General features: G+C 65.1%; 13 protein-coding genes and 1 tRNA gene. 7 read left to right on the forward strand and 7 right to left on the reverse strand.

Translation table 11 applies throughout. The features are described from left to right. Positions 1 to 15 precede the first annotated feature (15 nt). From KAJ83_RS01880 to KAJ83_RS01890, 3 genes are all read right to left on the reverse strand, one after another. A complete protein-coding gene (locus KAJ83_RS01880; protein WP_210680316.1) occupies positions 16 to 1008 on the reverse strand; it encodes an SPOR domain-containing protein in 993 nt (330 codons plus the stop codon). 103 nt (positions 1009 to 1111) lie between these two features. Next, positions 1112 to 2860, reverse strand: coding sequence for an arginine--tRNA ligase (gene argS, locus KAJ83_RS01885; protein ID WP_210680317.1), 1749 nt, complete (start codon positions 2858 to 2860; stop codon positions 1112 to 1114). Positions 2861 to 2889: 29 nt separating this feature from the next. After that, complete coding sequence (locus tag KAJ83_RS01890) at positions 2890 to 4062, reverse strand: deoxyguanosinetriphosphate triphosphohydrolase (RefSeq protein ID WP_210680318.1); 1173 nt, start codon at positions 4060 to 4062, stop codon at positions 2890 to 2892. A 299-nt stretch (positions 4063 to 4361) separates the two neighbouring features. On the opposite strand from KAJ83_RS01890, the gene erpA reads away from it, so the two are divergent. Together erpA and xth are read left to right on the forward strand one after the other, a co-directional pair. Further along, the gene (gene erpA / locus KAJ83_RS01895) at positions 4362 to 4703 is read left to right on the forward strand and encodes an iron-sulfur cluster insertion protein ErpA (RefSeq protein WP_210680801.1); all 342 of its coding nucleotides are present in this window, start codon (positions 4362 to 4364) and stop codon (positions 4701 to 4703) included. A gap of 51 nt (positions 4704 to 4754) precedes the next feature. Further along, complete coding sequence (gene xth, locus KAJ83_RS01900) at positions 4755 to 5561, forward strand: exodeoxyribonuclease III (RefSeq protein WP_210680319.1); 807 nt, start codon at positions 4755 to 4757, stop codon at positions 5559 to 5561. A 27-nt stretch (positions 5562 to 5588) separates the two neighbouring features. On the opposite strand, the gene KAJ83_RS01905 is transcribed toward xth, so the two are convergent. After that, positions 5589 to 6356 carry an RlmE family RNA methyltransferase gene (locus KAJ83_RS01905; RefSeq protein WP_210680320.1) on the reverse strand — a complete coding sequence of 256 codons (768 nt, stop codon included), beginning with the start codon at positions 6354 to 6356 and terminating at the stop codon, positions 5589 to 5591. A 24-nt stretch (positions 6357 to 6380) separates the two neighbouring features. Then, positions 6381 to 7445, reverse strand: coding sequence for a Ppx/GppA phosphatase family protein (locus tag KAJ83_RS01910; RefSeq protein ID WP_210680321.1), 1065 nt, complete (start codon positions 7443 to 7445; stop codon positions 6381 to 6383). A 234-nt stretch (positions 7446 to 7679) separates the two neighbouring features. On the opposite strand from KAJ83_RS01910, the gene KAJ83_RS01915 reads away from it, so the two are divergent. From KAJ83_RS01915 to KAJ83_RS01935, 5 genes are all read left to right on the forward strand, one after another. Continuing rightward, positions 7680 to 7753 (forward strand) — tRNA-Gln (locus tag KAJ83_RS01915). A 293-nt stretch (positions 7754 to 8046) separates the two neighbouring features. Beyond that, positions 8047 to 8571 carry a glutathione peroxidase gene (locus tag KAJ83_RS01920; protein ID WP_343221918.1) on the forward strand — a complete coding sequence of 175 codons (525 nt, stop codon included), beginning with the start codon at positions 8047 to 8049 and terminating at the stop codon, positions 8569 to 8571. Between the two features lie 91 nt (positions 8572 to 8662). Next, positions 8663 to 9361, forward strand: coding sequence for a glutathione S-transferase N-terminal domain-containing protein (locus KAJ83_RS01925; protein WP_210680323.1), 699 nt, complete (start codon positions 8663 to 8665; stop codon positions 9359 to 9361). 254 nt (positions 9362 to 9615) lie between these two features. After that, on the forward strand, positions 9616 to 9858 hold the full coding sequence (locus tag KAJ83_RS01930; RefSeq protein WP_210680324.1) for a DUF1127 domain-containing protein: 243 nt from the start codon (positions 9616 to 9618) through the stop codon (positions 9856 to 9858). 267 nt (positions 9859 to 10125) lie between these two features. Next, entirely contained in the window at positions 10126 to 10704 is a 579-nt protein-coding gene (locus KAJ83_RS01935; RefSeq protein ID WP_210680325.1) for a cold-shock protein, read from the forward strand. Between the two features lie 380 nt (positions 10705 to 11084). Here KAJ83_RS01935 and KAJ83_RS01940 read toward each other — a convergent pair whose 3' ends face one another. Together KAJ83_RS01940 and mmsB are read right to left on the reverse strand one after the other, a co-directional pair. Continuing rightward, entirely contained in the window at positions 11085 to 11543 is a 459-nt protein-coding gene (locus KAJ83_RS01940; protein WP_210680326.1) for a MarR family winged helix-turn-helix transcriptional regulator, read from the reverse strand. Between the two features lie 191 nt (positions 11544 to 11734). Beyond that, positions 11735 to 12643 carry a 3-hydroxyisobutyrate dehydrogenase gene (gene mmsB / locus KAJ83_RS01945; RefSeq protein ID WP_210680327.1) on the reverse strand — a complete coding sequence of 303 codons (909 nt, stop codon included), beginning with the start codon at positions 12641 to 12643 and terminating at the stop codon, positions 11735 to 11737. Position 12644 lies beyond the last annotated feature (1 nt).

Here is a 12644-nt window from a genome sequence, read left to right on the forward strand (position 1 = left end):
ATCGCTTACCCGCGCCTACCCGCCGGGCCGCACGACGAGACAAGCCTGTTCCTTGGCCTTGAGCGCGGTGCAGACGGCGTTCGCCGCATCCCGGCTGGCCAGCGGACCGCCCCGCACACGGTAATAGGTCTTGCCGTTGACCTCCGCGCGCTGCACCGCGAGCGTGAGGTCGCCCAGCTCCGCGTCATGCGCCTGCTGGACACGCGACCAGGCAGCCCGCGCATCGGCCTCGGAGCTGAGCGCGGCGATCTGCACCTGCCAGCCGCTGGTGGGATCGGCCGACGCGGTCTGTGCAGATTGTTGGGCGGGTTGTTGGGCCGGTTGTTGAGACGCGGCAGCGGGTTCACTCCGGGACTCCGGCGTGGCTTGTTGCTCGGGCGCCGCGTTCGTCTGGCCGCCGGCTTCGGTGCCGGACTCATCGGGAGCCGGCGCGGCCGTCGGCGGCTCGGCCGAGGGTTCCGCCAGCTTGGAATCCGGCAATGGCGGTACCGGTTCGATCCCCTCCCCGGTTCCCGGCGCGGTGCCCTGTCCGGCGGAATTATCCGTGATGGAGGGCATGGTCGGCGTTTCGACCGCCGGCGCGCCACCTGATTGGCCCGCTGCCTGCTGCCGTTCCGGCGCGGGGGGCTGCATCGGATCTTCCGGCGGGGGCAGGATACGCTCGACTCGCTCCTCGCCCTCCTCGCCGGAGATGCGATTGAATACCTGCTTGTCGGTGTGGGGAATCTCCATGCCGCCCGGATCGGTCGGCTGCACCTTCGCCTCGCCCTCGGGCGCCAGCAGGGGGGCGGCATCCTCGCTGCCGGACCGCACCCCTTGGTTATAGGCGTACCAGACGATGCCGCCAAAGACGAGAACCGCGATCACCGCGACCGCGATCGGCAGGGTCCGCAAGCCACGACGGCGCCCCCCTCCACCATGACCGCCACCGCCATGACCACCGTCATAGTCGGCCTGGCCCTCGAGGTCGGCGAATTCGCGTTCGAGATCGTCCAATTCCCGCGACATGGCGCTCGTCACCTACTTGTCCGGCGGATGCGGCCCGCCTGTCCCGCCCCTCGACCAACGACCCCCGACCGCCGCGCATCCCATCCGCGTGGGATACACGCCCTCAACTCAACTCATCGACCGGCGTCACGCCGAAAACATCCAACCCCGAGGCGATCACCGTGCGCAAGGCTTCGACGAGCGCCAACCGCGCGATCGTCACCGCCGGGTCGTCCGGCTGTATGAAGCGCAGCGTGGTCTCTTCCTTGCCACGTGTCCACAGGGCGTGGAAGGCGGATGCCGTATCATAGAGATAATAAGCGATTCGGTGCGGTTCTTCCGCCTCCGCCGCCGCTTCGACGGCACGCGGCCATTCGGCCAGCCGCTTCATCAAGTCGAATTCCGGTTCCGCGTCGAGGCGCGAGAGGTCGGCCGCCGCCAAGGCCTCGGCCGACGTATCGATTCCCGCCTCCTCCGCCTGCCGGAAGACGGAGCGGCAGCGGGCATGGGCGTAATGGACGTAGAAGACCATGTTATCGCGGCTCTGCTCCTTCACCGCGCTCAGGTCGAAATCCATCGGGGCGTCGTTCTTGCGCGTCAGCAGGAAGAAGCGGACGACGTCGCGGCCGACCGAGTCGATCAGATCCTGAAGCGTCACGAAGGAACCGGCGCGCTTCGACATCTTCACCGGCTCCCCCTTGTCGAGGAGCTTCACCATCTGGCAGAGCTTGACCGTCAGAGAGGCTTCGCCGCCGCTGACCGCCTTCACGACCGCCTGCATGCGCTTCACATAGCCGCCGTGATCCGCGCCAAGGACAAGCACCATGTGCTTGAAACCGCGATTGTACTTATCCCTGTGATAGGCGATGTCGGAGGCGAAATAGGTCCAGCTACCATCCGATTTCTTAAGCGGCCGGTCGGTATCGTCGCCGAACCGGCTCGCCCGGAAGAGGGTCTGCGGACGCTCTTCCCAATCATCCGGCTTCTTGCCCTTGGGCGGATCGAGAACGCCGATATAGATCAGGCCCTTCTCCTCCAGATAGGCGAGCGCATCGTCGACCTTCCCGCTTTCGATCACGCCGCGCTCGGAGGTGAAGACGTCCTGCTCCACCCCAAGATCGGCGAGCGTGGCGCGGATCAAATCCATCATCATGGCGACGGCCTTGTCGCGGACGATCGGCATCCAGCCGTCCTCGTCCATTTCCAGCAGGGCCGCGCCATGCTCGCGCTTCAGGACCTCGCCCACCGGCACCAGATAATCGCCGGGATAGAGCCCTTCCGGCATCGGGCCGATATCCTGGCCCAGCGCCTCGCGATAGCGCAGGAAGGCCGACCGGGCGAGAATATCGATCTGCACGCCCGCGTCGTTGATCCAATATTCCTTGGTGACGGCATAGCCCGCCTTGTCGAGAAGCCGCGCCAGCACGTCGCCGAAGACGGCGCCGCGCGCGTGACCGATATGCAAGGGGCCCGTCGGGTTGGCGGAAACATATTCCACGATCACCGGCTCCCCGCCCCCGGCATCGCCGTCGCCATAGGCCGGTCCTTGCGTCAGGACGGCCCGCGCCACACGGTGCCAGATATCGGCCTTGAGCCGCAGGTTGATGAAGCCGGGACCGGCGATCTCCGCGCTTTCGATCCAATCGCCGCCGGACAGGCCGGCCGCGATCTTCTCCGCCAGATCGCGCGGCTTCAGACCGGCGGGCTTGGCCAGAACCATGGCCGCGTTGGTCGCCATGTCGCCGTGGCTTGGGTCGCGCGGCGGCTCCACGGCGACGCGGGAAAAATCGGTTCCCTCCGGCAGGTCACCTTGATCCTTCAAGGCCTGAAGAACCGATTCGACCTCGCGTTTCATTTCCTTGAAAACGTTCATTTTATCACTTTTCTCATCGGTCGTTCATGTCAGCTCAGCCGCAGCCGCGTCGTGCCGGCGAAGAGGTGCTTATACTGGCGATGCGCGAAACGATCCGTCATGCCGGCGATATAGTCCGCGACCGTGCGGGCGGTCGTCGCGTCGAACGGCCCGGCGCAAGCATCCCGCCAGATCTCCGGCAGCCGGTGCGGCTTGTTGAGATAGTAGCGGAAGAGTTCGCCGATGATCCGCATGCCGTCGGCCCGTTCCTCGTTGACGGCGGGCGCGCGGTACATATTCGCGAACAGGAAGGCCTTCAACGATTTTTCCCGCCCCGCCATCCCCGCCGAGAAGGCGACCATCTGCCGTCCCGCCGCGCGCAAGGCGGCCGCGTTCTCCGGTTTCGCCTCGGCAAGGCGCCGTCGGGCCTCCGCCAGCACGTCCGCCACCATCTCCCCGATCAGGCGCCGGACGGCCTCCGCGATGCGCACGGGACGCGGCAGGTCCACATAATCCCGGTCGACCGAGGCAAAGGCCGCGTCCACATGCGGCACGGCCTCACGCACCTGACCGATGGTGAAAAGCCGCGCACGCAGCCCATCATCCATATCGTGATGGTTATAGGCGATATCGTCGGAAATCGCGGCGATCTGCGCCTCCAGCCCGGCATGGGTCCCGACCTCCAGGTCGAAACCGGCATTGACCTCCGAAAGCGTCAGCGGCAGCGGATCGTCGCGCACCGGCCCGTTATGCTTCACGACGCCTTCCAGCGCTTCCCAGGTCAGGTTCAGGCCGGGATGGGTCGGATAGCGCATTTCCAACCGCGTCAGGATACGCAGCGCCTGATCGTTATGATCGAAGCCGCCGAAAGGCTGCATGATCTCATCGAGCGCATCCTCCCCCACATGACCGAAAGGCGTGTGGCCAAGATCGTGGGCGAGCGCGATCGCCTCCGTCAGGTCTTCGTCCGCGCCCAGCGCGCGCGCGATCGACCGCGCGATCTGCGCCACCTCCAGCGAATGGGTCAGCCGCGTGCGGATATGATCGCCTTCCGGCGAGATGAAGACCTGGGTCTTGTGTCCCAGCCGCCTGAACGCGGAACAATGAACGATCCGGTCGCGATCGCGCTGGAAGGGCGTACGGGTTTCCGACGGCGCCTCGTCATGGAAGCGCCCCCGGCTCTCCTCCCACATTGTCGCGTAGGCCGCTCTCTCCGGCGTCATGGCATCGGTCCCAAGAGGACAAGGGGATACGGACATGAAAGCAAAAGACGGGCGCCGACCGGGCACCGCCCCGCCCCCTCTACAGCCGACGGCGGGGAAAGGCAATGAAGGCGGCGTTCATCGCTTGAAACCGTTATCCGAACCGGCGCGGAAATTGACATTCGACCGTCATTTCCTACCTTATGGGGGTGCGCCCGGGACGGCGCGCACCATGCCAAGGATAGGTAAGCGATATGTCCGACGCCCCCGCCACGCAAACCGGTCTTTCCGCCAATCTTGACGATCCCTTCGCGATCGCGATGAATGACGGGCCGCGCGAGTTGTCGATATCCGACGCGGCCGCCCGCCGCCTCGCCTTCCTGTTAGGCCAGGAGGACGACCCGGATCAGATGCTGCGGGTCACCGTCTCCGGCGGCGGCTGTTCCGGCTATCAGTATCATTTCGATTTCGACCGGGAAGCCCGCGCGGACGATCTGGTGTTCGAGCGCGATGGCGTGAAGGTCGTCACCGACAACGCCTCCATGGACCTGCTGGCCGGCAGTCAGCTCGACTATGTCGACGATCTGATCGGCGCCTTCTTCACGGTCAACAACCCGAATGCCAGCTCCTCCTGCGGCTGTGGGGTCAGCTTCTCCGCTTGAGGGCGATTCGCGCTGGCACGGGCGGTCGGGAGCGCTTAGGCTCCGCCCGTCATGAGCCAGAATACGATCCGCATCGCCACCTTCAACGTGAACTCGATCAAGGCACGCCTGCCGCGCGTGACGGAATGGCTGGAAGAGGCCAAGCCGGATGTCGCGCTGTTGCAGGAATTGAAGTGCGCCGACGAGTCCTTCCCCCATTTCGAGATTGAGAGCGCGGGCTACAAGGCCGAAATCCACGGGCAGAAGAGCTATAACGGCGTCGCCATCCTCTCCCGCCATCCGATCGAGGATGTGCGCCGCGGCCTGCCCGGCGCCGACGAGATGGGCGATGATGCCGATCAGGCCCGCTATATCGAAGCGACGGTGAAGGGCATTCGCCTCGCCTCCATCTATCTGCCGAACGGCAACCCGGCGCCGGGGCCGAAATTCGACTATAAGCTACGCTGGATGGAGCGGCTGCGGGCCCATGTGGCGGAAACGCTGCTGCCTTCGGAACGGCCGCTGGCGCTCGGCGGGGATTATAACGTCTGCCCGACCGACCGGGACGTCCACGATCCGACGGGCTTCGCGGAGGACGCGCTCTGCCGGCCGGAGAGCCGGGCCGCCTTCCGCGCGCTCCTCAATCTCGGCCTGACGGAGGCATGGCGCGCCCTGCACCCGAACGCGGAGGGGAAATACAGCTATTGGGACTATGGCGCCGGTGCGTGGCAGAAGGATAACGGCCTGCGCATCGACCATTTCCTGCTCTCCCCCCAGGCCGCCGACCGGCTGGTCGAATGCGAGATCGACCGCCGCCCGCGCGGGCGTGAGAAACCATCCGACCATACGCCGGTGGTGGTGGAACTGACGGTCGATTGAGGGGCCGGCACGCCGGACCGGTTGGGATCAGCCCTCCCCGCCCCCACGAAAACCGATGGCGACGACATACATTTCCGGGCTTTCCTTGCGGCTGGCGGGCGGCTTGAAGTGGGCCACCTTCTCGAAATCCCGCTTGAGTTGGTCGAGCAGCCCCTTCTCCGTCCCGCCCGCGAAGACCTTGGAGACGAAATTGCCGCCGGGCTTCAGCACCTCCTCCGCGAAGGCATAGGCGAGTTCGGCCAGCGCCTGGGTGCGAAGATGGTCGGTCGGCGCGTGGCCCGTCGTATTGGCCGCCATATCGGAAAGCACGACATCGACCGGCCCGTCCAGTTCCGCGCGCAGCCATGCCGGCGCGTCGTCGTCGGTGAAATCCCCCTCGATCAAAACCGCCCCCGGAACCGGGTCGCAGGCCAGCAGGTCGATGCCGACGACACGGCCACGTTCCCGCCCGTCCGGTTCCTTGCCAAGGCGTTCGCGCGCGATCTGCACCCACCCCCCCGGCGCGCAGCCCAGATCGACCACCGTGCCGGCGCGCGGCAGGACATCGTATTTCTCGTCGATCTCCTTCAGCTTGAAGGCGGCGCGGCCGCGATAGCCAAGGCGCTTCGCCTCCAGCACATAGGGATCGTTCAACTGACGCTGGAGCCAGCGGGTGGAACTCGACTTGCGCCCGCGCGCGGTCTTTACCCGCACGGCCTTGTGGCGGGCGTCGCTGACCTTGCCGCCGCCCTTACCGCCCCCGTTGCCGCCAGCTTGCCCGCCGCCGGAGCCTTTGTTGCCGGGTTTCCGTGCCACCGACTTTCCTTCCACAAAACCGCTTTATAGAGCGGATGCGCGGGCCATGAGGTCGAGCAAAATCCCCTCCCGCAAGCCCCGATCCGCCACCCTCAGCCGCCCGATCGGCCATTGCCGACAAATGGCCCGCAGGATCAGGCAACCGGCCAGGACAAGGTCCGACCGATCGCGTCCCACGCAGGGATGCGCCGCCCGTGCCGCCGGGTCAAGCGCGGCCAACTCGCCGGATATTCTCTCGATCGCCGCGAAATCAAGCCAGGCCCCATCGACCCGCGCGCGATCGTATCGCTCCAGCCCCTGGGCGATACCGCCCAAGGTCGTCACCGTGCCGGATGCACCGATCATCTGGACCCGGCCCGCATCGACCTCTTCCCGGATATTCTGGATCGCGCAAAACCGGCCGAGACTGACGGCCAGCACATCCTCGATCTCCGCGCGCAGGCGGGCGGGCTCCGTCGAGGAATCCAGCAATTCCGAGACACCGACCACGCCGAGCGGCACCGAATGCGCGCCCAGCACCTTGGGCGGCCCCTGGCGGTCGGCGTCGAGGGCGATCCAGGCGATCTGGGTGCTGCCGCCACCGATATCGAAGATCAAGGCGCGATCCGCCCGCCGGTCGATCAGGGGCAGGCAGCCGGCGATGGCAAGCCGTGCCTCCTCCGCCGGGCCGATGATCTCGAGCTCGAGGCCGGTTTCCCGCTTCACCCGGGCAACGAACTGGTCGGCGTTGTTCGCGCGCCGGCAGGCCTCCGTCGCGACGGCACGCACCCGCTTCACCCGGCGGCGGCGCAGTTTCGCCGCGCAGGCGCCGAGCGCGTCCAGCGTCCGACGCATGGCCGGTTCCGACAGGGTTCGGGTGCCCGCCAGCCCCTCGCCCAATTGCACGACCTTGCTGAACGCATCGACGACCCGGAATCCCGACGGCGTCGACCGCGCGACCAACAAGCGGCAATTATTCGTGCCGAGGTCGATCGCCCCGAAGGCATCGCCACCGGCCCCACCCCGGCCGCGCGTCCCACGCCGGCCCCGCCGCTTGCGACGGCGCGCCGGTCCGGCCCCCGCTTCCCCGTTGGTCGTGCCCTTCTCCAAACCGTCCTATCCCTGGGCGGAGCCATCTGCCCTTACGATGCCCCGCTTATCCGCTTACATCCCACAGGAGGATATCGGGCAGCCGGGCATCACGCAAAAGGACCATCGCGCGCTACGCCGGTCGACGCGCCACCGCAGGTCCCTTGACTTCCTCAGGGGCGATTGCTACAAGCCCGCTCACACAAGGCCAAGCCCCGGCGAAATCGAATTAACATACTGATTTCGCTATATGAATGGGGGATCGTCTAACGGTAGGACAGCGGACTCTGACTCCGTCAATCTAGGTTCGAATCCTAGTCCCCCAGCCATTGAGAAGCCCCGCATTACATTGCGGGGCTTCTTTCTTTTCAGCTACTTGTCCCGACATGCCGCGCCGGATCGCGTATGCGCCCGCCAAATTATCGGCCCCTTCATCAAACGGAAGCACGCAATCCGATCGCGGATAGGATAGATTGACGCCGAGGGTGGAAGTAACCCAACCGCGAAGGGAATTATCATCACCATGACGATTCGCGCGCGACCGACGCTCACGGCTTTCCTCCTGGCGGGGATACTTATCGGATGGCCGGCGGCCTCCCCGAACGCGGAAGGGGGTACTCCGGTGGTATCCGGAACGGAAAGCTCCAGCCGTAGCACAGCATCCCAAACCGCCCATGCCTTTCAATTCGATGGTCTGGACGGCGCGCCGATCACGCTTCGCGATCATGCGGGCGGGCCGATCCTGGTGGTGAATACCGCCAGCCTTTGCGGCTATACCGGCCAATATGAGGGGCTGCAGGCGCTTCATGAGCGCTATGCGGACCGCGGCCTTACCGTCGTCGGCGTGCCCTCAGACGATTTCGGGGGGCAGGAATATGAGACCGCCGCCGAAATCAAGGCGTTCTGCACCGGGGCCTATGGCGTGACTTTTCCGCTCGCGGCGCGGGCACCGGTACGCGGCGCGGAGGCGCATCCCTTCTATCGCTGGGCGCGCGAAACGCTTGGCGCCGACAAGGCGCCGCGCTGGAACTTTCACAAGTATTTGATCGCGCCGGACGGCCGGCTTGTCGCGGCCTTCGACACGCGCATCGAGCCACGGGCACCGGAAGTCCTGCAGGCAATCGAGGCACTGTTGCCCGCGATGTGAGGTCGGTGGGTCGGCAGGTGGGCTTTTCATTACGGAACGTACGTTCCACTATCCAGGCCGATCAATGGTAATCGGCCCGGAGGGAACGACGATGACGATCACGCTTTATGAATTGACCGGCGCGGACGACGATTTGCGTTTCAGCCCCTATGTCTGGCGCATCCGCCTCGCGCTCGCGCATAAGGGGCTCGACCACGAAGGCGTTGCCTGGCGCTTCACCGAGAAGGACGCGATCGCCTTCTCCGGACAGGGTAAGGTTCCGGTTCTCGTCGACGGCGACAAGACGGTAATCGACAGTTGGGATATCGCCTGCCATCTGGAGGATGCCTATCCCGACCACCCCAGTCTCTTCGGTGGCGAGGCCGGTCGCGCCGGCGCCTATTTCGTGAAGCACTGGTTCGAGACCGGGGTCAACCGTTTCATCGCCAAGATGGTGGTGGCCGACGTCTGGGCCGTTCTTCATGAAAAGGACAAGAGCTATTTCCGTGAGACCCGGGAAAAGGCGCTCGGCAAGAAGCTGGAGGAGGTTTGCACCGACGAGGACGCGGCGCGCGCCGATCTGGCGCAGGCGTTGACCCCGATGCGCGCGGTTCTTCAGACCCAGCCCTATCTCGGCGGCGCGGCGCCCAACTTCATGGACTACATCCCCTTCGCCGCCTTCATGTGGGCGCGATGCAGTTCACCGAGAGCGCTTCTGGAAAGCGACGATCCGGTCCATGGCTGGCGCGAACGCATGCTCGATTCCCTGGGCGGCATGCCGCGCGCGGCGAAATGCGTCGAGACCGGATGAACCACCCGCGGCCGTCTCGCATCGTCATCGACGCGATTTATTAGCCTTTCCTTCACCAAGCGCCGCCGAAGGGGCCGATTTCGGTCTCTCGGCGGCGTTTTCTTGTCCAGGGGAGACATGCGCTTTTGGCATCCCCCCTCTCTGAAAACTGCGCATTTCTTTGGGTGAATTCCCGACTATTTCCCGCTCACCCGATGACGCGGACGGCGCGCCGATCGGCTGGTTCAACCCTTCTTCGAACGGGAGTAAAAGAGATGGCTGTCACGATGTTCGATGCCGGCCGCGAGGAAGTCACGATCAAGGACATGATCGCTCGCGCCGTCTATGTTTTGAGCGCCAAGACCTACCGGGCCGCCGACGCGATGGCGCGTCGCAGCGCCCGCCGCAAGACCGAGCGTGAGCTGGCCCGCCTGACGGACGGCATGCTGCGCGATATCGGCCTGGAACGCGCCGACATTCCGAAGGCGGTTTCCATGCTTCAGGTCTCCGGCCGCTAAGCCGACAATCCCCATGCGATGCGTGCGCGTCACGCATCGCCGGGTATCGTTCGACGCCCCGCCCGCGCCCGTCGCGGCGGGGCGTCATGCGTTTCGAAGGCATGCGTGCTCCGCGGGCAGTCGGGAGGTCCCGGACGACTCCAGCGAATCGGCGGAGTCGCGCGCTATTCCCATAGACGTACCCCCCACTTTCCCGATAGACTTCGTGGCATGGGAGACTATAGCGAGGGTCTCCCGCCGATCAGTCAGGGAGCTTCGTTCGTACCCATGAACCGTAATTTGCCGCCCGCCGTGGTCCATGAGCGCGTGTCCGCCCGGGTGAAATGGTACAACCCGACCAAGGGATTCGGTTTCGTCAAGACCGAGACGGGAGACCCGGATGCCTTCATGCATGCCTCCGTCCTCCCCCAGGAAGTGACCCAGGATCTACCCACGGGGGCAACCGTGACGTGCGATCTGGCGCAGGGTCAGAAGGGGTTGATGGTCTCGACCGTCTATGATGTCGATCTTTCGACTGCGGACCCCAGCTTCGGCGGTGGTGGTGGCGGTGCCGGCGGCGGCCGCCCCCCCGGAGGCGGCGGCTTCGGCGGCGGTGGGTTCGGCGGCGGACCGCGTCGCCCCCCACCCGGTCCGGTCAGCGACCCGTTCGAGGGGACGGTCAAATTCTTCAACACGGCCAAGGGCTTCGGGTTCATCGTCCCGGACAACGGCGGACCCGATGTCTTCGTGTCGATCCGTACGCTGGAGCGCTGTGGCGTTCCCACGATCGATAGCGATCAGCGCGTGCGTATCACGACCCGGCCCGGTGACAAGGGACCGATGGCGGAGTCCGTCGAGGTTCTCTGAACCAACGCCGGGCCGCCCGCCCCCACGAATCGAAATGTCGTGCCGGACGTTTTTGGCGCGCGGCCTCTGGTATGCATCCAATATACCAGAGGCCTTTCGCGCTTCCAGCACCTGCCGGTCATAAGCCAGGGTATCGGCTAGAATTCCGGATACAAATACAGAGACATCGCCCCCCACTCCCGGCGAGACCCGCGAACCGGCCACAGGGGACAGAGGGGCGCCGCCCGGCCGAGCCTCCACGCACGGTCCCCACAAGGACCGACCGCCTCCACTATCGGCGTCCCCCGAAACGGGTTACACGGCGTATTTGAGGTTTCGGCGTCGGAAACTGGCCGTCCAAGCGGGTGACGGGATAGTGCCCCTCCCGAAATCAGCCGGAATCAGCGCACGGGCCCGTACCCATAGGCATGGGGAAGGAAGCGTTCCAACCTATTCAGGACCTGGCCCGTGAAGCGAAGCTGTTCCTCGTTGATCCCGGTTTCGCCGAGCTTGCCCGCCTGCTCATCCAGAATCTCCTCGACCTTGTCGCGGACCTTGAGGCCCCGATCCGACAGCCGGACCCGGAAAGAGCGACGATCGTGCGTCGAGCGCTCCTGAATCAGATAGCCGTTCTCGACCATCTTGCGGACATTGTAGGACACGTTGGACCCCAGATAATAACCGCGGTGCGTCAACTCCCCCACGGTCAACTCGTCGGTCCCGATATTATATAGGATCAACGCCTGGATATTGTTGATGTCCCGGATCCCCAGCCGATCGATTTCGCCCTTGATCACCTCGAGGAATTGCCGGTGCAGACGCTCGATCAGCTTGATTATGGTGAGATAGTCGTCTTTCACGGAACAATTCTCTTATTCAGTGCACGCGTGCCGTTCGGTTGATCGCCCCATGCCACGCGGCGCGGACGGACCAGTCCGCGCCGTTACATCGAGGCGCGCCGATGAACGGTTTCCCCCCGTGCGCGGCCCCCACCCAAATTCAGAGACTATCCTTTCGCGCGGCACGGTGTCCAGTTGGGAATACAGCGATTCTACTCGGTCGATTCGCGGATCATCTTGATTATTCCCGAGAAATCCACGGCATCGTTTCCACCCTCGCTAAATCGCTGATAGAGGGCCATCGCCTCGCGGCCGAGTACCGTTTCCGCCTCGAACCCCTCGGCGGCATCCTGCGACAATTTCAAGTCCTTCAGCATCATCGCCGTGGTGAAGCCAGGCTGATAGTCACGATTGGCGGGCGAGGTCGGGACCGGCCCCGGCACCGGGCAATAGGTCGTCAGCGACCAACACTGACCCGAAGCCTTCGAAGAGACATCGAACAGCTTCTGATGGTCCAGTCCCAACTTCTCCGCCAGGACGAAGGCCTCCGCCACGGAGATCATCTGGATGCCCAGCATCATGTTGTTGCACATCTTCGCGGCCTGACCGTTGCCGGCGCCGCCGGTATGCACGATCGTCTTGCCCATCTGCTCCAGATAGGGGCGCGCGGCCTCGAAGGCTTCCTCGGGTCCGCCGACCATGAAGGTAAGCGTTCCGGCCTCGGCCCCACCGACACCGCCGGAAACCGGCGCGTCGACCATGGCGAACCCCTTGTCCCCGGCCGCGGCCGCGACGGCGCGCGCGGTCTCCACATCGATGGTGGAGCAATCGACCAGCAGAGTGCCCGGCGCCGCCTGACTCAGCACCTCGCCTTCATAGACCTTACGGACCTGCGGGCCCGCCGGCAGCATGGTAACCAACACGTCGACGTCGCGGGCGGCTTCGGCCGCGCTTCCGGCGATTTCCGCGCCGGCATCCTTCATCGTGCCCAGCAGTTTCTCCGAGAGATCGAAAGCCTTCAGCGCATGGCCCGCCTTCAGCAGATTACGGGCCATCGGTCCACCCATATTGCCGACCCCTATGAAGCCGATCCTGGCCATCGTCCTTCTCCCTATTTCCATC

It is taken from the genome of Marivibrio halodurans, from assembly GCF_017963645.1.
In the GTDB taxonomy this organism is placed as follows: Bacteria; Pseudomonadota; Alphaproteobacteria; order UBA8366; family Aestuariispiraceae; genus Marivibrio; species Marivibrio halodurans.

Coding starts and splice junctions, on each gene's coding strand:
- KAJ83_RS01925 (WP_210680323.1), top strand. CDS start 8,663: ATGACGATCACGCTTTATGAATTGACCGGCGCGGACGACGATTTGCGT.
- KAJ83_RS01930 (WP_210680324.1), top strand. CDS start 9,616: ATGGCTGTCACGATGTTCGATGCCGGCCGCGAGGAAGTCACGATCAAG.
- xth (WP_210680319.1), top strand. CDS start 4,755: ATGAGCCAGAATACGATCCGCATCGCCACCTTCAACGTGAACTCGATC.
- KAJ83_RS01880 (WP_210680316.1), bottom strand. CDS start 1,008: ATGTCGCGGGAATTGGACGATCTCGAACGCGAATTCGCCGACCTCGAG.
- erpA (WP_210680801.1), top strand. CDS start 4,362: ATGAATGACGGGCCGCGCGAGTTGTCGATATCCGACGCGGCCGCCCGC.
- mmsB (WP_210680327.1), bottom strand. CDS start 12,643: ATGGAAATAGGGAGAAGGACGATGGCCAGGATCGGCTTCATAGGGGTC.
- argS (WP_210680317.1), bottom strand. CDS start 2,860: ATGAACGTTTTCAAGGAAATGAAACGCGAGGTCGAATCGGTTCTTCAG.
- KAJ83_RS01890 (WP_210680318.1), bottom strand. CDS start 4,062: ATGACGCCGGAGAGAGCGGCCTACGCGACAATGTGGGAGGAGAGCCGG.
- KAJ83_RS01935 (WP_210680325.1), top strand. CDS start 10,126: ATGAACCGTAATTTGCCGCCCGCCGTGGTCCATGAGCGCGTGTCCGCC.